Raw genomic sequence first — 25,283 nt, 5'->3', positions numbered from 1 at the left:
GTCTGCGGTCGGATCAGACCTGGCCGGCCTTCTCCAGGGCGGAGCAGCAGGTGTTCACGATGAGGCGGGTGACGAGGTAGGGGTCGACGTTGGCGTTCGGACGCCGGTCCTCGATGTAGCCCTTCTTCTCCACCTCGACCTGCCACGGGATGCGGACCGAGGCGCCGCGGTCGGAGACGCCGTAGCTGAACTCGTTCCAGGGGGCGGTCTCGTGGAGGCCGGTGAGGCGCTCCTCGATGCCGGCGCCGTAGTGCTTGACGTGCTCCAGGGCGTTCGCGGCGAGGGCCTCGCAGGCGGTGACGATCGGGTCGTACTCCTCGCGCATCGCCTTGGTGGAGAAGTTGGTGTGCGCGCCGGCGCCGTTCCAGTCGCCCTTCACCGGCTTGGCGTCCAGGGTGGCGCCGACGTTGAAGTCCTCCGCGGTGCGGTAGAGCAGCCAGCGGGCGATCCACATGTGGTCGGAGGCCTCGACGGGACCGGCCGGGCCGATCTGGAACTCCCACTGCCCCGGCATGACCTCGGCGTTGATGCCGGAGATGGCCAGGCCCGCCTCGATGCAGTAGTCGAGGTGCTTCTCGACGATCTCGCGGCCGAAGACCTCGTCGGCGCCGACGCCGCAGTAGTAGCCGCCCTGCGGGGCGGGGAAGCCGCCGATCGGGAAGCCGAGCGGGCGGCCCTCCTTGAAGAAGGTGTATTCCTGCTCGATGCCGAACCACGACTCCTGGCCGGCGTACTTCTCGGCGACCTCGACGAGGGCGGCGCGGGTGTTGCTGGAGTGCGGGCTCATGTCGATGTTGAGCACCTCGCACAGCACCAGCACGTTGGCGCCGCCGCGGATCGGGTCCGGGCAGGTGAAGACCGGCTTGAGCACACGGTCGGAGGAGGAGCCGTCGGCCTGGTTGGTGCTGGACCCGTCGAAGCCCCAGATCGGGAGCTCCGCACCGTCCGCCATCACCTTGGTCTTGGAACGAAGCTTGGCGGTCGGCTCGGTGCCGTCGATCCAGATGTATTCAGCCTTGAAGGTCATCGGCGGAGTCCTTGAGGATGGAGGGATCTTCTGCTCTCAAAGATTCGCAAGGCGCGATTTCGCATCTGTTGCCCATGTGTGAACAGAGTGTTACTCAGACCTATATGGGCAGGCAGAGGCTGTATTGAAATCCGCACAGATGGTTTCCAGGGCTGTGAGCTGCCCTTTCGTGGGACGATTGGAACGATTGAGACATCCGTCACAGGTGACGCCGATTATTGCGCCAAGTCATTTTCGTCACCTTTGTCGCATGTGCTATCGGCCGTCGAGGAGGCGGGCCGAGACCGACTCGTGGGCGAGCCGCCGCATGATGTCGAGGACCCTGCCGTATACGACGGTGCCGAGGACGAGGGCCTCGACCGCCTCCTCGCGGGGGCCGTCGAACGGGACGGTGTCGATCTCGTGCTCGGTCACGAGCCGCAGGGCGGCGTCGGCGTAGGGGCGCAGGGCCTCACCGTCGGCGGGCATGCCGAGCCTGCCGAGGGTGAGGACGGCCTGGGCCAGCTCGTCGCGGGTCGGGGCTTCTGGCTTGATCTGCCAGCCAAGATTGGTGATCATGGCATCGGCCTCGGCGCGGGCACGCGTCCACTCCTCGTCGGGCGTGTCCGGCTCGGCCTCGGGCGCGAGGGCGTACTGCGTGACGCCGAGGACGTGGTGCAGGTCCAGGCTCTCGTCGTCGACGGCGGCCACCACCTTGCCGATGGAGGCGATGGGCAGCCGCCCGACCTCCAGCAGCGCCCGGATCAGCCGCAGCCTGCGCACGTGGCCCTCGCCGTACCGCGCGCTGGTGGCCGAGGTCTGCTCACCCGCGGGAAGCAGGCCCTCACGCAGGTAGTACTTGATCGTCGGGATGGGTACGCCCGATGCGGTGCTGAGCTCGGATATCCGCATCATTGGATAGTACAGGTGGCCAGTGTGGGGGCGCCGCTAGCGCAGCGAGGGGCGGACGTCGATGACGGTCATCCCCGCGGCGAGGGCGGAGGCCACTCCCTCGTCGGTGTCCTCGTAGACGACACAGGTGTACGGGGCGACGTCGAGGAGGCGCGCGGCGAGGAGATAGACGTCGGGGGCGGGCTTGCCGTAGCGGACGTCGTCCCTGGTGACCACGATGTCGAAGAGGGGGCGCAGGCCGGTGACCCGCAGGGTCTCCTCCACGGCCTGGCGGGCGCCTCCCGAGGCCACGGCCATCGGCACCCGTCCCCGGTGAGCCTCGGCGACCGCGCTGACCGGCCGGTGCGGGGTGACCGTGTGGATCAGCCACTGGTAGGCGTCGAGCGCCGCCGCCCGCACCGCCTGGTAGTCGAGCTCGGCTCCGGTCTCGGTCTCCAGCTCCGCCAGCAGACGGTCGGACGACAGGCCCGTGCGCGCCCGGTACCACGCGGAGTCGAGGTCGACCTGCCACCCGGCCAGCGCGGTCCGCCACGCGCTCTCGTTGGCGGAGGTGGTGTCGACGAGGGTCCCGTCGCAGTCGAAGATCAGGGCCGCGTAGGGGGTGGAGGGCTGGAGTCGCTGGTGGAGCATGGTCGCCTAACACGTGACGGTGGATCTACGTCCACTTTAGCCCGCGCCGGAAAGGGCGGGCGCCTGCCCGGGGGGTGGTCCCGTCACCGCGACGGGTGAGATCGCGGGGGGCGGCCAGGGCGGCGGACGTGCGGTTCTTCGGCTTCCGCCGACGGGGCGGGCAGGGCTCCCGAGCCGGCCCGGCGGGTGCGCGGTCGCCCGCGTACGCCGGACGTGCCGATCCGTCGGAACGCGGCCGGTGTGGGAGGACTCAGCTGATCTCGTCGCCCCAGCCGTCGTGCCGTGCCCTGGCCAGCTCGGTCTCCATCTCCTCAAGCTCCCGCATGAACCCCTGGAACCCCCGCGGGCCCAGGCGGCGCCAGACGAGCAGCTGCAGGGAGCGCGTCTCCTCGTCGATGAGCGGCTCCTGGTGAGGCGGCGACGTCAGCAGCTCCTGGGCCTGGCGCTCCGCGGCCTGGAGTTCTTCGGTGGTGAAGCGGATGCCGTGCTCGTGCTCCAGCAGCCGGATGTGCGGGTCGTTGCGCAGTCTCTGGTCCCGGGCGCGCCGGGCGCGCCGGGCGGCGAGCTCGTCGTGGACGTGCGCGCCGGAAACCTGGTGCGGCGTGTCGGCCGGACGTGGAGTCATCGTGGGGTTCGCCTCCGTCAGCGCGGTTCCTTTTTCTGGAACCTCTGCTAGAAACGACGCCCGAAAGGCGGCGGAGGTTGTCGATTTCTCCCCCGAAACCCCGGCCGGGCGGGTGCGGCGCCCCTGACGGTGCCCTCGACGGCCTTGACGTGAGCTTGACTTGAGAATAATTTTCACCCAGAAGAACCCTGGTGAAAGGAATGCTTGTGGCCGCAGGCGCGCTCGGACGCATACAGACCGAGACACCCGCGCTGCCCGAGGCGCTGCGCCGGGTGGGGGAGGCGATCCTGGCCGACCCCGCCGAGGCCGCGCGATCGACGATCATCACGCTCGCCGAGCGGAGCGGCAGCTCGCCCGCCACGGTGACCCGCTTCTGCAGGGTGTTCGGCTTCGCCGGGTACGCCGGGCTGCGCGTCGCCCTCGCCACGGAGAACGGGCGTGCCGCGCAGGCCAACTGGGACGCGGGGGTGGGCCACGAGATCGGTCCCACCGATCCGCTCGACGCGGCGATCGGCGTGATGGCCGCCGCCGACTCCCGGCTCATCCAGGAGACCGCCGCCCAGCTCGCCGTGGGCACCGTCGCCACGGTCGCCGACGCCATCGTCGCGGCCCGCCGCGTCCTCATCTTCGGGGTCTCCACCAGCGGGGCGGTCGCCGTGATGATGGGCGGGCGGCTGCGCCGCATCCGGATCCCCTGCTGGAGCCACGCCGACGCGCACGAGGCGCTCGCCGACGCCGCGCTGCTCGCCGAGGGCGACGTCGCGATCGGCATCTCCCACCAGGGCCGTACCCGCGAGGTGCTGGAGTCCCTCGGCGAGGCGGGGGACCGCGGCGCGCTCACCGTCGCGGTCACCTCCTTCGCCCGTTCCCCGCTCGCCGAGCTGGCGGATCAGGTGCTGACCACCGCGAGCCGCGAGACCACCTTCAGGCTGGGCGGCCTCGCCGCCGTCCACTCCCAGCTCTTCGTTCTCGACACCGTCTATGTCGCGGTCGCGCAGCGCACCTACGAGCAGACCAACGAGGCCTTCGAGTTGACGATCAGGGCTCTGGAGAGCCATCGCGTGGAGAGGAGCTGACCGTGCGGATCGGTGCTGCCGAGTACGTTCACGAGGTCAAGGCACTGGTGGACGAGGTTTCCGGCACCCAGCAGGAGGCGGTGGGGGCCGCGGCGGCGCTGATCGTCGAGTCCCTGCGCGGTGGCGGTGTGATCCAGGCGTTCGGCTCCGGGCACTCCGAGGCGATCGCGATGGAGATCGCCGGACGCGCGGGCGGCCTGGTGCCCAGCAACCGCCTCGCCCTGCGCGACGTCGTCCTGTACGGGGACGCCCCGGTCGCCACCCTGCTGGGAGCACCCGGCGAGCTGGAGCGCGACCCCTCGGTCGCCCGGCGGATCTACGACCTGGCTCCCGTCCGCCCCGAGGACGTGTTCGTGCTGATCTCCAGTTCAGGGGTGAACGGATCGGTGGTCGAGCTCGCCTCGATCGTCAAGGAGCACGGGCACCCCCTGATCGCCCTCACATCGGTGCGGCACAGCACCGCGATGACCTCCCGCCACCCCTCGGGCCGCAAGCTCCTCGACCTCGCCGACGTGGTGCTCGACAACCGCGCCCCGTACGGCGACGCGGTCCTGCCGCTCCCGGACGGCGGCACGTTCGGTGCGGTCTCCACCATCACCTCGGCGCTGCTCGCCCAGATGGTCGTGGCCGAGGTGGTGCGCGACCTGAGCGAGGCGGGCCTCACCCCGCCGATCTACCGCTCCGCCAACGTGACCGGCGGTGACGAGCACAACCGCGCCCTTGAGAACCGCTACGCCGGAAGGATCCGGCGAGGTGCCTGAGCACCGCCCCTCACTCCCAGGCCACTTCCAGGAGGAAGCATGACCCAGCTATCCAGGCGCGAGCTCCTGCGCGGCGCCGCCCTGGCCGGTCTCACCGTGCCGGCCCTGTCCGCGTGCGCCACCCCCGCGGGCAACGGCGGCGCCGCCTCCTCGGCGCCCGTCGTCGGGGCCACCAGCGCGGCCAACCCGCTCGGCCTCGTCGAGGACAGGCCCCTGGAGGTCTGGATCTTCGACGGTGGTTTCGGCGACGCCTACGCCACGGACGTCCACGAGCCGCTGCTCAAGACGAAACACCCCCACCTGGAGATCAGTCACAACGCCACCAAGGAGATCGCGAAGACCCTGCAGCCGCGCTTCGCCGGCGGCGACCCGCCGGAGTTCGTCAACAACTCCGGCGCCAACGCGATGGACTTCGGCGCCCTCGTCCAGGACGGCCAGCTCACCGACCTCACACCGCTGTACGACGCGCCGAGCTGGGACGACCCCGCCGTCAGGGTGCGCGACACGATCGATCAGAACGCCATCGAGCTGGGCAGCTACGACGGCACGCCGTACGTCCTCAACTACGCCAACACCGTCTGGGGCATCTGGTACTCACGAAAGCTCTTCGAGGCCGAGGGCTGGCAGGTCCCCAAGACCTGGGCCGACTTCCTGGCCCTGTGCGAGACCATCAAGAAGTCGGGCAAGATGGCGCCCTTCACCTACGCGGGCAAGCACCCGTTCTACATCTACGAGGCCATCCTCACGCTCGCCGCGAAGATCGGCGGCAAGGACGTGCTGAAGAACATCGACAACCTCCAGGACGGCGCCTGGAAGGCCGAGCCGGTCAGGCAGGCCGCGGGGGCCTTCGTCGAGCTCGGGTCGAAGTATCTGCTCCAGGGCACCGCGGGGCTCGACCACGTGCAGACCCAGACGGCGCACAACAAGGGCCAGGTCGCGATGCTGCCCTGCGGCTCCTGGCTGGAGAACGAGCAGAAGGACTCCACCCCAGAAGGCTTCGACTACGCGATGTTCGCGCTCCCCGACTTCGGCACCTCCGACGCCCTGCCGTACGGCACCCTGCACGCCCAGCCGGGCGAGGAGTACGTCGTCCCCGCCAAGTCGGCCAACCCCCGCGCGGGCCTTGAGTACATGCGCGCCATGCTCTCCAAGGAGGGTGCCGGCAAGTTCATGGAGATGGTCTCCACGCTCACGGTCGTCAAGGGCGCCGACGCGGGCCGCACCCTCCAGCCGGGACTGAAGAGCGCCTCGGCCGCGCTGGAGGCGGCGGGCGACAACGCCGTCTGGTTCCTGTTCCGCAAGTGGTACGTCGAGCTGCACGACGAGGTGGCCGCCGCGACCGGGCAGCTCATGGCGGGCAAACTCACCGTCGACCAGTGGGCGGACCGGGCGCAGAAGAAGGCGGACGCCATCAAGAAGGACGCCTCGGTGAAGAAGTTCAGCCGATGACGGCGGCAGGCGACGGGGCGCCCGGGGGCCGGCCCGTCGCTCACCGGGCACCGGTCCTGGGCCGTTGCCTCGGTGGTGTGACGACGCAGGGGAAACGGTAGGCCGGCGATGGACCACGGCAGGACACGGTTCGTCGCGGGGTTCCTCGCGATCCCGCTGACGCTCTACCTGATCTACGTGATCGCGCCCTACGCGCAGGCCTTCTACATCGCGTTCACCGACTGGCGCGGGGTGAACGCGACCCCGCGCCTGGTGGGGCTGGAGAACTTCCGGCGGCTGCTGGCCGACAACGTGTTCTGGCAGGCGGTGAGCCACAACCTGGTCCTGCTCCTCCTGCTGCCGATCCTCACGCTCGGGATCGCGCTCTTCTTCGCCTTCCTGCTCAACGCGGGCGGGCGGGGCGGCACCGGGGGCATCTGGGGGTCGAAGTTCTACCGCGTGGTGTTCTTCTTCCCCCAGGTGCTGGCCGTCGCCGTGGTCGCCGTACTGTTCCAGCAGGTCTTCAGGCCCGACCGCAGCGGCATGCTCAACGCGCCGCTCATCGCCCTGGGCTTCGAGCCGATCGGTTTCCTGTCCAGCACCGACGTCGCCTTCTGGTCGATCCTCGCCGTGCTGGTCTGGCAGGCGGTCGGCTTCTACGTCGTGCTCTTCTCCGCGGGCATCGCCTCCATCCCGCGCGACCTCTTCGAGGCGGCGGCGATCGACGGCGCCGGAGGGCCCTCGCTGTTCCTGCGGGTCACGCTGCCGCTGCTGTGGGACACCATCCAGGTCGGCTGGGTCTATCTGGGCATCGCCGCGCTGGACGTCTTCGCCATCGTGTGGGTGATGACGGCCGAGCACGGCGGCCCCGACCACTCCACGACCGTGATGGCGGCGGAGATCTACCGCACCGCCTTCCAGTACTTCAAGTTCGGCTACGCCTCCGCGATGGGCGTGGTCCTGTTCTTCTTCACCATCGGGTTCGCGGCGCTGGCCCTGCGCCTGTCGCGGCGTGAGCGGATCGAGTTCCAGTGACCGACGTCGTGACTTCCCCGAGCAGGGCGTTCGCCCGCGAGGAGCGCAGGCGGCGCCTGGGGCCCCTGTCGGCCCTGACGCACGTCGCGCTGCTCGTCTGGACGGTTCTGGTCGTCGTGCCGATCGTGTGGACGTTCCTCGCGTCGGTGAAGAGCGAGGACGAGATCTTCGGCGACGCCTGGTCGCTGCCCGCCCACCTCCGCCTCGACAACTGGGCCCGCGCCTGGGAGCAGGCGCACATCGGCCAGTACATGATCAACAGCATCGTCGTGGTGGCCTTCGGCACCCTGGGCACGATGCTGTTCGGCTCGATGGCCGCGTACGTGCTCGCCCGCTACCGCTTCCGGGGCAACCGGTCGATCTATCTGCTCTTCGTCTCCGGCCTCGCCTTCCCGGTCTACCTGGCGCTGACCCCGCTGTTCTTCGTCGTGCAGAACATGGGGGCGGTCCCGGTGATCGGCCCGTTCATCGGCCTGAACACGCACGGCGGGCTGGTGCTGGTCTACATCGCCTACTCGCTGCCCTTCACCGTCTTCTTCCTCGCGGCCTTCTTCAGGACGCTGCCCGGAGCGGTGGCCGAGGCGGCCTTCGTGGACGGGGCCTCGCACGCCCGGGTGTTCTTCCAGATCATGCTGCCGATGGCCAAGCCGGGCATCGTGAGCGTGACCATCTTCAACGTGCTCGGCCAGTGGAACCAGTATCAACTGCCCCTCGTCCTGCTCAACTCCGACCGGGACAAGTGGGTGCTCACCCAGGGCATCGCCGACATCTCCACGGCCGCGGGCTACGACGCCGACTGGTCGGCGCTGTTCGCCGCCCTCAGCATGGCCATCCTGCCGATGCTGATCGTCTACACGATCTTCCAGAGCCAGATCCAGAAGGGCCTCACCGCCGGAGCCCTCAAGTAGGACACCCGGTCGCCTCCCGCAGGAACCATCTCCGTGACACTTCGGCATCGTTGACGCTCTCGTATAACGAGAGTTATCGTCAACTATATGAGAGCATCAGCTCCCGAACTCATGCCCATCTTCCGATCACCTCTTCAGGCCCGCCTTCTGACACGCCTGTTCCTGGCCGCCGACGAAGAATTCACGATCACCGATCTGGCCGACCTCCTCGGTTCTCCGCTTCCCACGGTCCAGCGGGAGGTGCATCGCCTCGTGCGCGCCGGTCTCCTCAGGGAGCGCAGAATCGGCAGGGCGCGGCTTGTCAGAGCCAACGCCGAGGCCGCCGCCTCACGGCCACTGGCGCAACTGCTGGCCGTCACCTTCGGTCCTCCCGCGATCATCGCTGAGGAGTTCGCGTCGGTGGCGGGCATCGAGCGGCTCGTCATCTTCGGCTCCTGGGCCGCGCGTTATCACGGACACTCCGGCCCTCAGCCCAATGACGTCGACCTCCTGGTCATCGGCTCCCCCTCCCGGGGGGACGTCTATGACGCGGCGGAGCGAGCCGAGCGCCGTCTGGGCATTTCCGTGAATCCGGTGTTACGGAGCGTATCCGCGTGGGAGTCTGGCGACGAAGGTCTGCTCCGCGAGATCGCGAACGGGCCGACGGTAACCGTGGAGGTCTAGGGGGAACTCGGCAGTGCAGTGGACCATCGGGGAAGCCGCGATCCGCAAGCTTCTCGACGATCGTGAGCTCCAACGGGTTCCCCTGGCCGATCACATGGCCGAGTCGATGCTCGAATCGGCGCGAAGCCATCTCGAATCGGTGGAGTTGATCCGTGACACCGATCCCGACGGTGCCTACACCCTCTGCTACGACGCCGCGAGGAAGGCATCAGCGGCGCTTCTGCAAGCCCAGGGCCTGCGTGCCACGTCTGCCGGTGGCCACATCGCACTCAGGGAGGCTGTCACGGCCCAGTTCGGGCAGACCAGGGAAGGTGCTTCGCTCCGTCGACTCGATCATATGCGGCGAAGAAGGAATGTCCTCGAATACTCCGGCCAGCCCAGCGAGGCGGTCACCGGCGCCGAACTCGACGAGGCGACCGCGTGGACCGCTGAGATCATTGACTTCTGCGAACGTCTCGTGTCGAAGCTCGATCTCTTTCCGCAGGGGTCGGTCCCCCGAAAGTGATCATCGACATCGTCGTTCTGCCGTGAAGCAGGCATATTCGGGCTTGGGCAACATGGGGCGCGGTCTTCCCAGGAGAGCCATGACAGCGCGTATCGGGTCTATCGGTTGGGGAGGTTTTTCAGGGCCTCGCGGCGGCTCAGGCCGCTGATGCGGGTGTGGTCGACGTAGCGGACGACCTCGTCGGGGTTGGTCTTGGCGTACTCGCGCAGGGCCCAGCCGATCGCCTTGCGGGCGAAGAAGTCGTTGTCGGACAGGCTCGGCTCGATGCAGGCGTACAGCAGGCCGGTGTCGGTGGCGGACTTGAAGCGGTTCTGGCTGAGGATGGCCGTGCGGCGCTTCCACAGGTCGGTGCCGCGGGCCCAGCGGAGCATGAGGGGGCGCATGGTGTCGGGGAAGGCCGCGAGCAGGCCGCCGACGCGGTGGACGGCGAGCTCGTCGACGTAGTCCCACCAGGCTCCGGTGACGATCATCTCCTCGTACATCGGCAGCGCGTCGAGCGTCTGGAAGGAGCGGTAGAGGCGGAAACCGGTCAGCTCGATCGCCGCGTAGCGCTCCTCGCGGTATTCGGCCCCGCGCCACAGGGTCAGCGTCGCCTCTCGCCATGTGGACGCCTCGTCGACGGGATAGTCGGCGAAGACCCGCTTCAGCGCGGCGCGGCGGGGCGCGGCCTGCACGCCGAGGAACGGCATCGACGACCTCATGTAGGTCTGCATCACCGGAGCCTTGGCGGGATCGGCCACGTCGGTGAGCGCCATTCGTACGGCCTTCTGCAGAATCTCCACGCTGCCCACCACTTCCCGTTCGCTTCGCGGACGCTTGATTCTCACAGGCCGCGCCGCCCGCCGCGCCGGTTCCGTGGGCGTTATTCGTTCTGGCTACTTCGCTCGCCGGTCGCCAGGCCGTCGAACAGGATGGTGATGTAGTGCTCGGCGAGGCCCGCGGTGTTGAGACGGCCCCCCGGGCGGAACCAGCGCACCGTCACCCAGATGGTGTCGCGGATCATGCGGTAGGTGAGCTTGGGGTCGACGTCCGCGCGGAGCAGGCCGGCGGCCTGGCCGAGCTTGATCTGCCCGACCCACATGCGCTCGACCTCCTCCTCGGCCCTGACCAGGTAGTCGAAGCGGTCGCCGGGGAGCGACCTCAGGTAACTCCAGTCGTTCTGCATGACGGTGATCGCCGCGCGGTGGGGCTCCAGCGTGCCGAACCCGATGCGCACCATCTCTGAGAGGATCGTGCGGGGGTCGCCGTCGCGGTCCAGGGCGGCGCGGTAGCGGCCGACGAGGTCGTCGAGGAAGGTGGTGAGCACCTCGTCGACGATCGTCTCCTTGGAGTCGAAGTGGTGATAGAGGCTTCCGGACAGGATGCCCGCCTCTTCCGCGATCTCCCGGACGGTCGTCGCCTGGAAGCCCTTGCGGGCGAAGAGCTCGGCGGCGAGTTTGACGAGATGGTCACGGCGCTCCGAGGCGGGGCCCGATGTGGCCGCGCGTCTGGTCCCGCTCTGGCGCCTGACCGGGGTCGTGGTCGCGCCGCCGGAGTTCTTTCGCGTGTTCACGCCCCCATTATGAGCCCTTGCGCAATCGCTTGTTCACCGGAACGCGCCAGCTCATCCCGGTTATCTCCCGCGACCGAACGCTCACCGCATTTGTCGCCGGACGGGTCCCGCCGGGCGCGGGACCTCTCGTTCTCCGCCCGCCTATCAGCGGACCTTCGGCTCGTCCATCGTCGCGATCCGCAAAATCCTGAGCGGAAGCCCTATGGTCAGCCCACTAGCAATTAGGAAACTTTCCTATTAGATTTGCGCAGAGCCGCCGTGGGAGCGCTTTCCCCGGGGGTCCGGTGACAACGCGGTGCCTGCGCGTTCCCGGCAGGAACGCCGACCGGTCGTCAGGCGAGGAGGGGTGAATGAAGCGCGGCCCAGAGCTGCTCCGTCTGGCGGAGACGGTCGTCTTTCCCGGGTTCGAGGGCAAATCGCCGCCGGACTGGATCCGGCGCCGGATCGGCGAGGGACTGGCCGGAGTGGTGCTCTTCTCCAGGAACATCGCCACCCCCTCCCAGGTCGCCGAGCTCACCGCCGTACTCCGAGGGGAGAACCCCCAGGTCCTCGTCGGCATCGACGAGGAGTCCGGCGAGGTCACCCGCCTGGAGGCCACGGGCGGGAGCACCCGCCCTGGCAACTTCGCCCTCGGCGTGGTCGACGACACCGACCTCACCGAGGAACTCGCCGCCGACCTCGGCCGCGACCTCGCCCTCGCCGGCGTCAACCTCAACTTCGCCCCCTCGGCGGACGTGAACTCCAACCCCGACAACCCGGTCATCGGCCTGCGCTCCTTCGGCGCGGACCCCGACCTCGTCGCCAGACACACCGTGGCCTGGATCCGCGGCATGCAGTCGGCGGGAGTGGCGGCCTGCGCCAAGCACTTCCCCGGCCACGGAGACACCTCCGTCGACTCCCACCACGGCGTGCCGCTCGTCGCCGCCACCCCCGAGGAACTGCGCGCGGTGGCGCTGCGGCCCTTCCGCGCCGCCGTCGAGCAGGGAGTACGCACGGTCATGACCGGGCACCTGCTCGTCTCCGCCCTGGACCCCGCGATGCCCGCCACCCTCAGCCGCCCGGTCCTGCACGACCTGCTCAGGGTCGAGCTGGGCTTCGAGGGCGTCGTCGTCACCGACGGCATCGAGATGGCCGCCGTCTCCGGCCCCTACGGCATCGGCGGCGCCTCGGTCCTCGCCGTCGCCGCGGGTGCCGACGCGATCTGCGTGGGCGGCGAGCACGCCGACGAGGAGACCGCGATCGGGATCCGCGACGCGATCGTGGACGCCGTGATCGAGGGCAGGCTCTCCGAGGAGCGGCTCGCCGACGCCTCCCGGCGCGTCTGCGAACTCGCCCTCTGGACCACGGCCGCCCACCGGAGCGCGTCGGCGGGCTCCGGCACCCCGTCGATCGGCCTGACCGCCGCCCGGCGAGCCCTGCGGATCACCCGCCGCTCCGCGACCGCGCCCATCCCCCTGTCCGCACCGCCGCACGTCGTCGAACTCGCCCCCGAGATGAACCTCGCCATCGAGAAGGACACCCCGTGGGGCGTCGGGGAGCCGCTCGGCAAGCTCCTCCCCGGCACCACGGTCACCCGGCTCACCGCCTCCGGCGCCACCGGAGGCGCCGTCGAGGCCGCACTCGCCGCGGCGGCCGAGCGCCCCCTCGTCGTGGTCGTCCGCGACGCCCACCGCCACCCCTGGCAGGCCGACGCGCTCCTGCACCTGCTGGCCGCCCGCGCCGACGCGGTCGTGGTCGAGATGGGACTGCCGGGCCGCTCCGACCTCGGCGCCGTCCACATCGCGACCCACGGCGCCTCCCGCGTCTGCGGCCAGGCCGCCGCCGAACTCCTCGCCGGGGATCCAGGCACGGCCTGAGCGGGAGCGCTCCCACCGACCACGACGGCCCCGGAACGGAACGCGGGGACCCCGGACTCGCGGGGTCTCCTGGACCACAGCGGCCTCCCGGAGCATGAGGTATTCGGGAGCGTGGTGGTCTCCCAGACGGTGGGGAGAATTCTGTCGGTGGGGGCTGCTTGAATCGCGGCATGAATGCGGCACGGTTGCTGACAGAGCAACGCGAGATCCACGGGGTCGATCTGGCGGGGCTCTCGCTCAGCGATCATCTGACCGGTGAAGGACCCTACGTGTTCAGGGAGTGCGATCTCACCGGCGCGGACCTCGCCGGGGCGTCGCTGGTGGAGGCCTCGTTCGAGAAGTGCGTGCTGGAGCGGGCCGACTTCCGCCGTGCGGACCTGGACGGGGCGCGCTTCTCCGGCGGTGGGGGAGCGGGGCTCAGGTTCACGAACGCCGAGCTGGTCGACGCGACCTTCACCGACGTCGACCTGTCGGGCGCGCGCTTCGAGCTGGCCCTGCTCACCGACGTCACCTTCACCGGTTGCCGCATGATCGGCGCGGTGCTCTCCTCCTGCCGGGGCACCGGCTACCGGTTCGACGGCTCCAACCTGGCGCTGGCCGACCTCACCGGCTGCTCGATGCGAGGTCTCCACCTGCGGGGCGTCCGCTTCGACGACGCCAACCTGTCGGGCTGTGACTTCACCAAGAGTGTGTTCGAGGACTGCCGCATGATCGGCGCCCGCACCGTCGAGACGGTCTTCACCAAGACGGACCTGCGCGGCGCCGACCTCGGCGAGGTCGACGACACCCGGCTCCGATCACTGCGCGGAGCGATCGTCAGCCCTACCCAGGCCGCCCTGATCCTCGCCTCCCGAGGACTGACCGTGGGCTGACGGCCAGGGCCGACGATCGGAGCTGACGGAGGCTCGTCCACCGCGGACACACCGACCCCGGCCCACCCGTCCCGCGCAACCGGTTTCAGCACCGGATAGACGCGGGATCGGCCCTCACCGCCTCCACTGCTCCGCCGCGGACACCCCCGGCAGCGGCTTGCCGATGAGGGCGAGGGGGAGGAAGAAGCAGACCTGGCCGATGGCCATGATGAGCGTGGCGAGCGCCTTGTCGTCATACTGCTCGGACGCCCGGGCGTACAGCTCGTCGGAGACGCGCTCACCCGACAGGTTCGGGGTGAGCACGGATTCGGCCAGTTCCAGCGCGACGCGTTCGGCATCGGTGAAACAGAGGGCGTCCCGCCAGGAGGCCACGGCGGCGATGCTCTCCTCGGTGGCGCCGGCCTCGCGGAGGTTGCCGGTGTGCAGGACGGTCAGGTACGTGCTGCCGACGACCTGGCCGACGCGCAGCTGCACCAGGCCGATGGTGGTCGGCGGGACCGTGCCGTTCCCGGTCGCCCTGTACAGGGCGCCGCCGATGTCCTTGAGTTCGGGAACGAGCACGAGGGGGTTGGGCAGACGCGACTCGGTGGTGGTCATGGTGGGCCTTCCTGCCGGGTTCGAATGATGGATCGCCGCTCTGACGGATCGCACGGGGCGAAGGTGACCGGGTACGTTCGCGGTCACCTTTCACCGCTCCGCCGCGTCAGCGATTCGACGTGGCCGAGACGAGAGGAATGCGACCATGACGCCCCATGAATTTCTGGCCGACCGGTTCCAGGTGCACCGCCCCCATCTGAAGGCGGTCGCCTACCGCATGCTCGGCTCGCTGAGCGAGGCCGAGGACGCGGTCCAGGAGGCTTGGCTGAGGCTGGCGCGTTCCGACTCGGGTGACATCGGCAATCTCGGTGGCTGGCTGACCACGGTGGTCGGCCGGGTCTGCCTGGACATGCTCCGAGCCCGCAGGTCCCGGCGTGAGGAGTCGCTGGAGGGGCGTCTGCCCGATCCGATGATCAGCCGCGCGGATGCCGCCGACCCCGAACGGGAAGTGCTGCTGGCCGACTCGGTGGGCCTGGCGCTGCTGGTCGTGCTGGAGTCCCTCACCCCGGCCGAACGGCTCGCGTTCGTGCTCCACGACGTCTTCGGGCTGCCGTTCGAGCAGATCGCGCCCATCGTGGACCGTACGCCGGCGACGGCCAAGAAGCTCGCCAGCCGCGCCCGCCGGCGCGTTCGTGACACGGCCCCGAAGCCCGACCCCGACCTGAGCGGTCAGCGACGAGTGGTGGACGCCTTCCTCGCCGCCGCACGTGGCGGCGACTTCACCGCGCTGGTGTCCATCCTCGACCCCGACGTGGTGCTTCGCGCCGACGCCGGCCCGCTCACCGGCATGAAGGTCATCCGCGGCGTCGCGGCCGTGGCCGGACAACTCGCCACCTTCCAACGCATGGCCACCAGCGCCGCCACTCATCCCGTCCTCGTCAACGGCCTCGCAGGCCTGGTCAACACCATCGACGACCGGTTGATCTCCGTTATGAGCTTCACCGTCTCCGACGGCAGGATCGCCGCGATCGACATCCTCTCCGACCCCGACCGGCTGGCCGACCTCGACCGCACCCACCTGGAGCTGTGACACCCGACCTTTGTCGAGCGGGAATCGGCGAGCCTCGACCAGACGCCGCGCCTCCTCCCAAGAGCTGACAGGAGGTCGACCGTGCACACCGAACGAACGCCTGGACTTCCGGCTTCGTCAGAGTCATCTGCGCTATCTGCTCGCGTTGAAGCTCTCGGCTCCCAATACATTCAGAAGGGCGAGAATCTCGGCGTCACGGGATCCCGGCGGCGCGCTGTAGAGCACGAGGTTCTGGTCACGGTCGGCGAGCGTGAGCGAGTCGCAGTCGACGGTGACCTCTCCGACGACCGGGTGCCGGAAGGTCTTCGTGAGCGTCGGCGCGGCCTGCACGTCGTGCCGCTCCCAGAGCCGGGCGAACTCGGGGCTGCCGTCGCGGAGCTCGTCGACGAGTTCGATCACCGCGGGGTCGGACGGGTACCGGGCGAGGGCGGATCGAAGTCCCATGACGACGTGGTGCCGGAACTCCGTGGCGTCGGAGACCCCGTACAGCGCCGCGTCGGCGCGCGCCGATCCGAAAAACGCCTTGCGCGCGAGGTTGCGGTCCTTGGGGTCGAGCGCGGAGAAGTCCTCCATGAGCGCGGCCATGAGGTCGTTCCACGCGAGCACCTCGAACACGGCGGATGTCACGAAAGCGGCCGTCTGCGGCAGCCGTTCGAGGAGCGCGAGGATGCTCGGGCGGACGTCGCGCCGGTGCAGTCCGCTACGGCTTGGCGCGGTGCCCGCCAGGACGTGAAGGTGATCGGACTCGGCGTCGGTCAGCCGCAGCGCGCCGGCGATCCCGGAGAGGACCTCGCCGGACGGGCGCGGTGCCCTGCCCTGCTCAAGCCGGACGTAGTACTCCGTGGAGATGTGCGCGAGGACCGCCACCTCCTCGCGGCGAAGACCCGGTGTCCGGCGTCGCGAGCCCGAGGGCAGGCCGACGTCACGCGGCTGGAGTCGCTCGCGGCGGCTCCGGAGGAAGGCTCCGAGCTCCTGCTTGTCCATGACTCCCAGTCTGCACGCCGCGCGGCGGCCGATCCTGGTACTGCCTGTGCCTGTATCCGGCCTGGTGGCCGACCTGACACTGCCGTCATGACGAACACCATCGACATCGCACCCATCGGCCTGCTCACCGGCAAGGTCGTGTTCATCACCGGCGCCAGCCGCGGCATCGGGGCGGCCGCGGCCCGGCTCTTCGCCTCCGAGGGGGCCGCCGTCGTGCTCGCCGCCCGCAGCACCGATGCCCTCCAGCAGATCGTCACCGAGGTCCGCGCCGACGGCGGCGTGGCGGACGCCGTGACAGTGGACCTCGCCGACCGGGCGAGCATCCGCGCGGCGGTCGACCACGTCGAGAAGCTGCACGGCCGGCTCGACGGCGCGTTCAACAACGGTGCGGCGATCCAGCAGCCCGGACCGCTCGACACGACGAGCGACGAGGACATCGAGGAGCAGTTCGCGGTGAACTTCCGCGCGCACTGGACCGCGATGACAGCCGAGGCCACGCTCATGCGCCGGGGCGGTGGCGGGGCGATCGTCAACACCTCGAGCATCGGCAGCCGCCGCGCGAACCCGGAGCTCCCCGCGTACGGCGCGATGAAGCGCGCGCTCAACAGCATCACCGAGACCGCCGCCGTGACCTGGGGACGGCAGGGGGTCCGCGTGAACGGCATCACCCCCGGCGGCACCGCGACGCAGATGATCGACGAGTGGGAGGCGGTGTCCCCGGGGGTCGTCGAGCGCATCAACGCGAGCATCCCGCTCGGCCGGATGGCCGAGCCTCGCGAGGTCGCCGAGGTGGCGGCGTGGCTGCTCAGCGACCGGGCCTCGATGGTGACCGGCGCGATCGTGCCGGTGGACGGCGGCGCCGGCGCCTGAGTCCGGGCCAATCCGTGATTCGAGCGGTTACCGAGACCGGCTCTAGGGACAGGCCGGTTCGGAGGACAGACATCGCCTGCGGGTTAGCCCGGCCAGGGACCGCAGTCGGCGCCCCCGCAAGACGTGCCCCTTGCCTCACAAGGGGCACGAGCGCCGGACCCGACGGCGCATTGCCTGCCGGACTACCGGGGGAACCCGGCGCTACGTCGCGGTGTTCGACTACCTCAGAGCAGCGGCACTCAGTCCGGCGGATACGGCGGTTATGCTGATGAACGCGTCAAACAACCTGGTGTGAGTGTCCAGCGGAAGGGCCGTGCGATGTCCGACCCGGTAGACCCGACCAAAGCCGTGTGGCGAAAGAGTTCGCTCAGCGGAGGCAACGGAGACTGCGTCGAAGTCGCGGACCTGGGTGATGCAGTGGCCGTCAGGGATTCCAAGGACCACGAAGGCCCCAAGCTCGTCTTCGCCCGTAACACCTGGGCGGCATTCGTGACCGACCTGAAAAACGGCGCGTAGGCCATAGCGCAACCAAAGTTCCACAGCGGGCCGGTCCGGTCTGCGTCTTTCGCCTGCTCCGACGACATCGACCATGTTGCCCGTACCTGATCGACCCTGAAGTGGTGCGTGAGATACGCGTCAGCTACGGCGGTCGACTCTGGGTGGTCCCGTCGTGAGGGCTTCAGCATCGGAGAGGGCACTGGGCGGCCGGAGAGTGAGCGACTACGGTCCGCACGCGGTACGGCGGGGTGGGGGAGCGCGGAGGTGGGTGGGTGTTCCGGCCGGCGTATAAAAGCCCGCAACCGTCGCGCCCGAGCAGGCCGGAGGCCTGAAACACCGGGGAGCAACCGAGACGGCCGGCCGGAGCACCCGCCCACCGGAGCGCGCACCTCGGATCAGCCGGAAACAGTCGCAGCGCACACCCAACTCACCCGCCACCCAAGAACACGACCCAGACCGGCCCGCAGCCGACAACACGGCCATAGGTAAGGTGCCTAATGTCCAATTGATACTGACATAAGGGATACCCCATGCCTGCTTCCGTGGCGTACGTGACCTTCACGGATCCGGACAAGGTCGATGACGAGAAGGGAATCGCCGTCGCCGCCTGGGCCGATCAAGGGATCACCGGTCACATCGTGCGCTGGGACGACCCCGAGGTCGACTGGGCCGCGTTCGACGCCGTCGTGGTCCGCACCACCTGGGACTACGTGACGAGGCGTACGGAATTCCTCGACTGGGCGCGCCACGTGGAGTCCGTCACCCGGCTGCTCAACCCGGCCGCCGTGCTGGAACGCAACACCGACAAGGTCTATCTGAAAGACCTGAAGGCGCCGATCATCCCCACCTCCTGGGTCGCGCCGGGCGAGGCCGCGGACCTCCCGTACCTCGACGAGTACGTGGTCAAGCCGTCGATCTCGGCCGGAGCCCGCGACACGATCAGGACCACGGACCGTGCACTGGCCGAGGAGCATGCCGCCAAGCTGGCCGCCAACGGCCGGACCGCGATGATCCAGCCGTACCTGGACATGGTCGAGGGCGAGGGGGAGACCTCGCTGCTCTACTTCGGCGGCCGGTTCAGCCACGCCGTCCGGCGCAGCCCGATGCTGACCGAGAACGCCACCAGGCCGGGACAGGGCGACGGTCACGGGGAGCTCCGCACCCCCGATCCCGATCAGTTCGCGCTCGCCGAGCAGGTGCTCGGCGAGTTTCCCGAACTGCTCTACGCCCGGGTGGACCTGGTCCGGCTGGCCGACGGCAGCCCGGCGCTCATCGAGATCGAGCTCGCCGAGCCCTACCTGTTCCTGTGCTACGCGCCCGACGCCGCCGCGAACCTGGCGACCGCCCTGGCCAAGGCGATCTGACAAAAACTACGCGCAGCCGGAGATGCCGCCGTCGACGGGGATCACGGTCCCGGTGAGGTAGGCGCCGGCGCGTGAGGACAGGAAGATCGCGGTGCCGGCCATGTCCTCCGGGCTGCCGATCCTGCCCAGCGGGACGTGCGAGGCGACGGCCGCGCGCATCGCCGGGTCGTCGAGCGCGAAGGCCATCATCTTCGACTCGAACGGCCCGGGAGCGATCGCGTTGACCGTGATCGACTCTCCCGCGAGCCGCTGGGCCAGGTGCCGGGTGAGCATGTGCACGGCCGCCTTCGCCGCAGAGTAGGCGTAGTTCTCCATCGCCGGGACCCGGAGCCCGTCCACCGAGCCGATGTTGATGACCCTGGCCGGGTCCTCCGGGCTCGCGGCGGCGCGCAGCAGCGGCAGGAACCGCTGGGTGAGGTGGAACACGCCCTTGACGTTGATCCCCCAGAGCTTGTCGAAGGCGTGCTCGGGATACTCCTCCAGCGGCGCTCCCCAGGTCGCCCCGGCGTTGTTGACCAGCACGTCGAGCCGCGACTCCCGCTCCGCGACCGCCTCGAACAGCGTGGACACCCCCTCCTGCGTGGACAGGTCGGCGGGTATCGCGGTGCACCCCAGCTCGGCGGCCGTCTTGCCGACCTCGGCCGCCTTGCGCGAGGAGATGTAGACCGTGGCCCCCGCGTCGACGAACCCGGACGCGATCATCCGGCCGATTCCCCGGGATCCGCCGGTGACGACGACCGTCTTGCCTTCCACCGAGAACAGAGTCATGTTCCGCAGCATGCCGTACCCCGCCGACCTCGTCCATACCAGCCGGTCGGTGCAGCGCATCGGCCGCCCTTTTCTCGAATAAAAATCCCTTTTGTCGGCATTCGTCCCAGGGAATCTGAAAAATAATGTCGCCAAATAAAACGAGAGTGAAACAATCTTCCACCGCCCGTTGACACGCACTGTTTGTATGGTGTGCCTTCGTTGTCAGGGAGTCACCGATCCGGAGGTGGGTACGGCATGCTCAGAAGGGGTGCGCGCCTGGCGGCGCTGAGCCTGGGACTGTCAATGGCACTCTCGACAACGGCACTTCCCATGGCGCACGCCTCACCCCCGGAACCCCCGGAACTCCCGGTGCACCTCCCGTCGTCTCCAAGGCACTTCCCCCCACCTCCTGAACGCCCTCCCTCTCCCCAGCCCCTCACTCTCTCCGCCGCGCGGGCGTCGCAGTCGCAGCCACAGCCGCAGAAGAGGATCGTCCGGCTGGGCGCGACGCAGAGCGTGGACTCGATGAACCCGTTCCTGGCGGTCCGGGTGGTCTCCACGTCGATTCACCGCTGGATGTACGGCTTCCTCACGGTGCCCGACTCCAAGACCCTGAAGCCCAGCCCGGACCTCGCCGAGTCGTGGGAGACCTCACCGGACAAGCTGACCTGGACCTTCACCATGCGTGCCGGAGCCACCTGGTCGGACGGCAGGCCCGTCACCGCCCAGGACGCCGCGTGGACCTTCAACAAGATCATGACGGATGACGGGGCCAAGACGGCCAACGGCCCCGCCGTGGAGAACTTCGACACCGTGACCGCGTCCGACGACCGGACCCTGGTCATCACCACCAAAAAGCCTCAGGCATCGATGCTGGAGCTGCCGATCCCGATCATGCCCAAGCACGTCTGGGAGAGCGTCCCCGACATCGGCACCTACGAGAACGAGACCTATCCCGCCGTCGGCAGCGGCCCCTACATCGCCGTCGAGCACAGGAAGAACGCCTATGTGAGGCTCAAGGCCAACCCGTCGTACTGGCGCGGCGCTCCCGGCATCGACGAGCTGCACGTCGTCTTCTACGAGAATCCCGAGGCGGCGATCGCCGGTCTGAAGAAGGGCGACATCGACTGGATCGGCCGCCTGCAGGGCCCGCAGTTCCAGGCCCTCGCGAACGACGCGAACATCACGCAGTGGAACACCCAGGGCCGCCGGGCCGCCTACCTGCAGTTCAACCCGGGCGCCGCGACGGCCGACGGCGAGCCGATCGGCGACGGGCACCCCGCGCTGAAGGACGTCAGGGTGCGCCGGGCCATCCACCACGCGATCGACAAGAAGACCCTCGTCGAGCAGGCGCAGAACGGTCTCGCCGTACCCGCGGACGGTTCGATCGTCCCGCCGATGTACCAGGAGTTCTTCTGGAAGGCCGAGGGCGAGGCGGCCGTCGCCTTCGACCTGGCGGAGGCCAACCGCATCCTCGACGAAGCCGGCTACCCCAAGGGCGCGGACGGCATCCGCACCATGCCCGACGGCGGACGCAGGCTGGAGATGCGCTTCAGCATCCACACCGACGAACCCGTCGAGGACAAGATCGCCCAGTTCCTCACCGGCTGGCTGAAGGACATCGGCATTCAGGTCACCACCCGCAAGCTCGACTCCAACAAGTTCACCGAGGAGACGGGCAGCACGGCCCTCTACGACATCGCGATCAGCGGCTGGTCGGTCAACCCGGACCCGGAGGAGGTCCTCGCCACCCACCTGTGCAGCCGCAGGCCCACCGCGAGCGGCCAGGGCGGCGGCACCGAGTCGTTCTTCTGTGACAAGGAGTACGAGCGGCTCTACCAGGCCCAGCTGGCCGAACTCGATCGGGCCGCCAGGGTCGAGCTGATCAAGCGGATGCAGGAGCGGCTCTACACCGAGGCCCCCGTCGTCGCGCTCTACTATCCCAACAACCTGGAGGGCTACCGCAAGGACCGGATCGCCGCCATCACCCCGATCCCCGAGGACAGGGGCATCCTGTACGGCGGGAGCAGCTACTGGCCGGTCTACTCGCTGCGTGCGGTGGAGCGCGTCGCCGCCCCGGCAGGGAGCGGTTCGGGAACCGGCACCGTGGTGGCCGTCGCGGCGGCCGTCGTACTGGCTCTCGGCGCCGGGGTTTTCCTCCTGCGGCGCCGCCGAGCCTCCGTCGACGACCGCGAGTAGCGGCCGATGCTCACAACACCGCAGGGGATGAGGGACGGCATCGAGGAGGGCGGTGCCCGCCGGGCCGTGGTCCGCTACGCGCTGGGCAAGCTCGGCGGGGCGCTGCTCGGCATCGGGCTGGTGATCGTCGCGACGTTCTTCCTGTTCCGCCTGATCCCCGGCGACCCGACCATCGCCTACACCCGCGACGTGCCCGTCACCCCCGACCAGCTCGCCCTGCTCAGACGGCAGATGGGCCTGGACCGGCCGCTGGGCGAGCAGTTCCTGGACTTCGTGCTGCGAACCCTGCGGCTGGACCTCGGCACCTCGTACGAGTACCGCAGGCCGGTCGCCGAACTCATCGGCGAGCGGGTGGGGCCCACACTGCTGCTGGTGGGCACCGGGCTCGCCGTCGCGGTCGGCCTGGGCATGTGGCAGGGCACGAGGGCCGCCTGGCGGCACGGAGGGCGGTTCGACCGCCTCTCCACGGGAACCGCGCTCACCCTGTGGTCGGTGCCGACCTTCTGGCTGGGGCTGCTGCTGCTCATGGTCCTCGCCGCGGGGGCGGGCCCGATACCCGGCCTGTTCCCCACCCGGGGCATGCGGGACGTCGACGCGCCCGACGGGCCGCTCTACCTCCTGCACGTCGCCCACCACCTGGTGCTGCCGTGCCTCACCCTGGTCGCCGTCGTCTACGCGCAGTACCTGCTGGTCATGCGCTCCTCGCTGCTGGACGAGATCGGCCAGGACTACGTGACCACCGCCCGCGCCAAGGGGTTGCGCGACGACGACGTGCGGCGGCGCCACGCGGTGCCGAACGCGCTGCTGCCGACGGTGACCCTGGTGTTCATGCAGATCGGCTTCGTGGTCGGCGGCGCGGTCTCGGTGGAGTTCGTCTACTCCTGGCCCGGTCTCGGCCTGCTGTTCGTCGAGGCGATCAGGGGACCCGACTACGCGGTCATGCAGGGGACCTTCATGCTCGTCTGCGTCGCGGTGATCGTCATGAACACGCTGGCCGACGTGGTCTACCACGTCCTGGATCCGAGGGTGAGGTCGGCGTGAGCACGAAAAAGGAGGACACGAGGGACACGAGCGGCAAGCGGGCAGGCGAGGCGGCCTCACCGGTAACCGCCGAGGGAGCCGCCATGACGTCGCGAACCGCCGATGACGACTCCGCGACTCGGCGCGCGATCGCCAGGACGCGCCGCCGCGCCGCGTTCGCGCGGTTCCGCCGCGCGTACGGCCGCGACAGGGCCGGGTTGTACGGCGCGGCGATCCTGCTGGTCGCCGTCCTGGCGGCCCTCGTCACGCCGCTGGTCACCGACCCGTCCGGCCTGGACGTGACCAGGGCGACGGGCGCCAAGATGGCTCCGCCGAGCGCGGGCTTCCCGCTCGGCACCGACGAGTCCGGTCGCTCGGTCCTGCTCATGCTCCTGTGGGGCGCGCGGGTCTCGCTGCTCATCGGGTTCATGTCCGCGCTGCTCAGCATGGTGATCGGTACGGTCTTCGGCATCGCGTCCGGGCACTTCCGCGGCTGGGTCTCGGCCGTGCTGATGCGTGTCACCGACTGGTTCCTGGTGCTGCCCGCCCTGGTCCTCGCCCTGGTGCTCGCGGCCGTACTCGGCGGCGGCACCTCCACGATCATCCTGGCGATCGGGGTGACCTCGTGGGCCTCCACGGCGAGGCTGATCCGGGCGCAGACGCTCGCGGTCGAGGCGAGGCCCTACATCGAGAGGTCCAGGGCGCTGGGCGCCGGGCACTGGCACGTGATGACCCGGCACGTGCTGCCGAACGTCGCCCCGCTGGTCCTGGCGAACACCACCCTCACGGTCGCCGGCGCGATCGTCACCGAGTCCACCCTCGCCTTCCTCGGCGCCGACTCCGGCCAGGTGTCGTGGGGCGGCATGCTGCGCGCCTCCTACGACTGGGGCGCGGCCACCTCGGGCGCCTGGTGGTACGTGCTGCCGCCGGGTCTGTGCATCATCCTGGTCGTCCTGGCGTTCACCCTCTGCGGGCGCGCTCTGGAGACCGTACTCAACCCACGTCTTCGGGGGGTCTCGTGACCGTACTCGACCGATGGTCTCCGGAGGTCTCGTGAGCCTGCTCGAACTGCGCGACGTGGCGGTGACCTACCGGAGCGCGACCGGAGACGTCCCCGCGGTGCGCGGGGTCTCGCTCGGACTGGCGGAGGGCGAGGCCCTCGGCGTGGCGGGTGAGTCGGGTTCTGGCAAGTCGACGCTCGCCATGTCGCTGCTGCGGCTGCTGCCGAAGAACGCGCTGGTGTCCGGGGAGATCCTGCTGGACGGCGAGGACGTGCTCACGATGAGCTGGGGGCGGCTGCGCGCGGTCCGGTGGGCGTCGGCCTCCCTGGTCTTCCAGGGGGCACAGCACGCCCTGAACCCGGTGCGCAGGATCGGCGACCAGATCGCCGAGCCGCTGCGGGTGCACGGCATGGCGACCGGCGCGGCGGCGCGGCGCAGGACGACGGAACTGCTGGAACAGGTCGGCCTGCCCGCCTGGCGGGCGCGCGGCTACCCGCACGAGCTGTCCGGCGGGCAGCGCCAGCGCGTGATGATCGCCATGGCGCTCGCCTGCTCCCCGCGCCTGATCGTCGCCGACGAGCCGACCACGGCGCTGGACGTGATGATCCAGGCGCAGGTGCTCTCGCTCATCCGCTCGCTCATCGCCGAACACGGGATCGGCCTCATCATGATCTCCCACGACCTCTCGGTCCTCGCCGCGACGTGCGACCGGCTGGCGGTGATGTACGCGGGCCGCGTGGTCGAGTCCGGTCCCTCGCGCGAGGTCTTCCTGGACGCGAGGCACCCCTACGGCCACGCGCTGGCCGAGGCGTTCCCCACCGTCGGCGACCCCGCCTCCAGGATGGCGCCGAGAGGGCTGGGCGGTGACCCGCCCGACCCGGCCCACCTGCCCGCGGGGTGCTCCTTCCATCCCCGCTGCCCGGTCTCGCTCGTCTCGTGCGCGTCGGAGCCGGTCGAGCTCAGGGTCGTGGGCCGTACCGGACCGGGTGGCGCCGAGGTGCCGCACACCGCCGCGTGCGTCCACGTCCCCGAGGAGACCCGATGACCCCGCCGGAAACGCGGGGCGCGGAGTTCTTCGTCCGCGTCCCGTGTTCCCGAGGAGGCCCGATGATCCCGCGCGACGCGTGTGTCCACGGCGTTC

The 25,283-nt window shown here is 69.6% G+C and carries 26 protein-coding genes; 17 read left to right on the top strand and 9 right to left on the bottom strand.

All coding sequences use genetic code 11. From position 1 onward, the window contains the following. Positions 1-13: 13 nt before the first annotated feature. The 4 genes from glnII to AB0B90_RS04985 all read right to left on the bottom strand — a co-directional run bounded on the left by glnII (position 14) and on the right by AB0B90_RS04985 (position 3,173). Positions 14-1,027 (bottom strand): glutamine synthetase, encoded by a 1,014-nt coding sequence (glnII, locus tag AB0B90_RS05000; protein ID WP_350944775.1) that lies wholly within the window; start codon positions 1,025-1,027, stop codon positions 14-16. Positions 1,028-1,282: 255 nt separating this feature from the next. Next, positions 1,283-1,918 carry a MerR family transcriptional regulator gene (locus AB0B90_RS04995; protein ID WP_350944774.1) on the bottom strand — a complete coding sequence of 212 codons (636 nt, stop codon included), beginning with the start codon at positions 1,916-1,918 and terminating at the stop codon, positions 1,283-1,285. Positions 1,919-1,954: 36 nt separating this feature from the next. After that, a complete protein-coding gene (locus AB0B90_RS04990) occupies positions 1,955-2,548 on the bottom strand; it encodes an HAD family phosphatase (protein ID WP_350944773.1) in 594 nt (197 codons plus the stop codon). 250 nt (positions 2,549-2,798) lie between these two features. Continuing rightward, entirely contained in the window at positions 2,799-3,173 is a 375-nt protein-coding gene (locus AB0B90_RS04985) for a hypothetical protein (RefSeq protein ID WP_350944772.1), read from the bottom strand. Between the two features lie 200 nt (positions 3,174-3,373). Here AB0B90_RS04985 and AB0B90_RS04980 point away from each other — a divergent pair, with 200 nt between their 5' ends. The 7 genes from AB0B90_RS04980 to AB0B90_RS04950 all read left to right on the top strand — a co-directional run bounded on the left by AB0B90_RS04980 (position 3,374) and on the right by AB0B90_RS04950 (position 9,549). Then, positions 3,374-4,249 (top strand): MurR/RpiR family transcriptional regulator, encoded by an 876-nt coding sequence (locus AB0B90_RS04980; RefSeq protein WP_350944852.1) that lies wholly within the window; start codon positions 3,374-3,376, stop codon positions 4,247-4,249. Between the two features lie 2 nt (positions 4,250-4,251). Then, on the top strand, positions 4,252-5,010 hold the full coding sequence (locus AB0B90_RS04975) for an SIS domain-containing protein (protein WP_350944771.1): 759 nt from the start codon (positions 4,252-4,254) through the stop codon (positions 5,008-5,010). Positions 5,011-5,049: 39 nt separating this feature from the next. Next, positions 5,050-6,459: an N-acetylglucosamine/diacetylchitobiose ABC transporter substrate-binding protein gene (gene ngcE / locus AB0B90_RS04970; protein WP_362920837.1), complete on the top strand. Its 1,410-nt coding sequence runs from the start codon at positions 5,050-5,052 to the stop codon at positions 6,457-6,459. A gap of 108 nt (positions 6,460-6,567) precedes the next feature. Further along, positions 6,568-7,473: a sugar ABC transporter permease gene (locus AB0B90_RS04965; RefSeq protein WP_350944769.1), complete on the top strand. Its 906-nt coding sequence runs from the start codon at positions 6,568-6,570 to the stop codon at positions 7,471-7,473. Then, positions 7,470-8,381, top strand: coding sequence for a carbohydrate ABC transporter permease (locus AB0B90_RS04960; RefSeq protein ID WP_350944767.1), 912 nt, complete (start codon positions 7,470-7,472; stop codon positions 8,379-8,381). Before AB0B90_RS04965 ends, AB0B90_RS04960 begins: the two co-directional genes overlap by 4 nt. A gap of 87 nt (positions 8,382-8,468) precedes the next feature. Then, on the top strand, positions 8,469-9,044 hold the full coding sequence (locus tag AB0B90_RS04955; protein WP_350944766.1) for a helix-turn-helix domain-containing protein: 576 nt from the start codon (positions 8,469-8,471) through the stop codon (positions 9,042-9,044). 13 nt (positions 9,045-9,057) lie between these two features. Further along, entirely contained in the window at positions 9,058-9,549 is a 492-nt protein-coding gene (locus AB0B90_RS04950; RefSeq protein ID WP_362920835.1) for a hypothetical protein, read from the top strand. A 98-nt stretch (positions 9,550-9,647) separates the two neighbouring features. On the opposite strand, the gene AB0B90_RS04945 is transcribed toward AB0B90_RS04950, so the two are convergent. Next, positions 9,648-10,331 carry a DNA alkylation repair protein gene (locus AB0B90_RS04945; RefSeq protein WP_350944764.1) on the bottom strand — a complete coding sequence of 228 codons (684 nt, stop codon included), beginning with the start codon at positions 10,329-10,331 and terminating at the stop codon, positions 9,648-9,650. Positions 10,332-10,411: 80 nt separating this feature from the next. After that, positions 10,412-11,101, bottom strand: coding sequence for a TetR/AcrR family transcriptional regulator (locus AB0B90_RS04940; RefSeq protein WP_350944762.1), 690 nt, complete (start codon positions 11,099-11,101; stop codon positions 10,412-10,414). Between the two features lie 350 nt (positions 11,102-11,451). On the opposite strand from AB0B90_RS04940, the gene AB0B90_RS04935 reads away from it, so the two are divergent. Together AB0B90_RS04935 and AB0B90_RS04930 are read left to right on the top strand one after the other, a co-directional pair. Beyond that, entirely contained in the window at positions 11,452-12,957 is a 1,506-nt protein-coding gene (locus AB0B90_RS04935; protein WP_350944760.1) for a glycoside hydrolase family 3 N-terminal domain-containing protein, read from the top strand. A gap of 170 nt (positions 12,958-13,127) precedes the next feature. Continuing rightward, the gene (locus AB0B90_RS04930) at positions 13,128-13,829 is read left to right on the top strand and encodes a pentapeptide repeat-containing protein (RefSeq protein ID WP_350944759.1); all 702 of its coding nucleotides are present in this window, start codon (positions 13,128-13,130) and stop codon (positions 13,827-13,829) included. 114 nt (positions 13,830-13,943) lie between these two features. Here the strand turns inward: AB0B90_RS04930 and AB0B90_RS04925 are convergent, their stop codons facing one another. Further along, positions 13,944-14,426 (bottom strand): carboxymuconolactone decarboxylase family protein, encoded by a 483-nt coding sequence (locus AB0B90_RS04925; protein WP_362920832.1) that lies wholly within the window; start codon positions 14,424-14,426, stop codon positions 13,944-13,946. Positions 14,427-14,571: 145 nt separating this feature from the next. Here AB0B90_RS04925 and sigJ point away from each other — a divergent pair, with 145 nt between their 5' ends. Further along, on the top strand, positions 14,572-15,456 hold the full coding sequence (gene sigJ, locus AB0B90_RS04920; RefSeq protein WP_362920830.1) for an RNA polymerase sigma factor SigJ: 885 nt from the start codon (positions 14,572-14,574) through the stop codon (positions 15,454-15,456). Positions 15,457-15,588: 132 nt separating this feature from the next. On the opposite strand, the gene AB0B90_RS04915 is transcribed toward sigJ, so the two are convergent. Next, positions 15,589-16,440 (bottom strand): helix-turn-helix transcriptional regulator, encoded by an 852-nt coding sequence (locus AB0B90_RS04915; RefSeq protein WP_350944754.1) that lies wholly within the window; start codon positions 16,438-16,440, stop codon positions 15,589-15,591. An 87-nt stretch (positions 16,441-16,527) separates the two neighbouring features. On the opposite strand from AB0B90_RS04915, the gene AB0B90_RS04910 reads away from it, so the two are divergent. The 3 genes from AB0B90_RS04910 to AB0B90_RS04900 all read left to right on the top strand — a co-directional run bounded on the left by AB0B90_RS04910 (position 16,528) and on the right by AB0B90_RS04900 (position 19,172). Then, positions 16,528-17,310: an SDR family oxidoreductase gene (locus AB0B90_RS04910; RefSeq protein WP_362920827.1), complete on the top strand. Its 783-nt coding sequence runs from the start codon at positions 16,528-16,530 to the stop codon at positions 17,308-17,310. A 318-nt stretch (positions 17,311-17,628) separates the two neighbouring features. After that, a complete protein-coding gene (locus AB0B90_RS04905; RefSeq protein ID WP_350944751.1) occupies positions 17,629-17,826 on the top strand; it encodes a DUF397 domain-containing protein in 198 nt (65 codons plus the stop codon). A 512-nt stretch (positions 17,827-18,338) separates the two neighbouring features. Beyond that, positions 18,339-19,172, top strand: coding sequence for a hypothetical protein (locus AB0B90_RS04900; protein WP_362920825.1), 834 nt, complete (start codon positions 18,339-18,341; stop codon positions 19,170-19,172). A gap of 6 nt (positions 19,173-19,178) precedes the next feature. Here the strand turns inward: AB0B90_RS04900 and AB0B90_RS04895 are convergent, their stop codons facing one another. Then, complete coding sequence (locus AB0B90_RS04895) at positions 19,179-19,940, bottom strand: SDR family oxidoreductase (RefSeq protein ID WP_362920823.1); 762 nt, start codon at positions 19,938-19,940, stop codon at positions 19,179-19,181. A 507-nt stretch (positions 19,941-20,447) separates the two neighbouring features. Between AB0B90_RS04895 and AB0B90_RS04890 the strand changes: the two genes are divergently transcribed. The 4 genes from AB0B90_RS04890 to AB0B90_RS04875 all read left to right on the top strand — a co-directional run bounded on the left by AB0B90_RS04890 (position 20,448) and on the right by AB0B90_RS04875 (position 25,187). Continuing rightward, positions 20,448-22,121: an ABC transporter substrate-binding protein gene (locus AB0B90_RS04890; protein WP_350944746.1), complete on the top strand. Its 1,674-nt coding sequence runs from the start codon at positions 20,448-20,450 to the stop codon at positions 22,119-22,121. Between the two features lie 6 nt (positions 22,122-22,127). Then, positions 22,128-23,162: an ABC transporter permease gene (locus tag AB0B90_RS04885; RefSeq protein WP_350944745.1), complete on the top strand. Its 1,035-nt coding sequence runs from the start codon at positions 22,128-22,130 to the stop codon at positions 23,160-23,162. Between the two features lie 83 nt (positions 23,163-23,245). Then, positions 23,246-24,163 (top strand): ABC transporter permease, encoded by a 918-nt coding sequence (locus tag AB0B90_RS04880; RefSeq protein ID WP_350944743.1) that lies wholly within the window; start codon positions 23,246-23,248, stop codon positions 24,161-24,163. 13 nt (positions 24,164-24,176) lie between these two features. Next, the gene (locus tag AB0B90_RS04875) at positions 24,177-25,187 is read left to right on the top strand and encodes an ABC transporter ATP-binding protein (RefSeq protein WP_350944742.1); all 1,011 of its coding nucleotides are present in this window, start codon (positions 24,177-24,179) and stop codon (positions 25,185-25,187) included. Positions 25,188-25,283 lie beyond the last annotated feature (96 nt).

Origin of the sequence: Streptosporangium sp. NPDC049078 (assembly GCF_040648855.1) — a bacterium.
In the GTDB taxonomy this organism is placed as follows: Bacteria; Actinomycetota; Actinomycetes; order Streptosporangiales; family Streptosporangiaceae; genus Streptosporangium.
The sequence above is the reverse complement of the archived record's forward strand: the minus strand, read 5'-3'. Positions and strand labels throughout refer to the sequence as shown.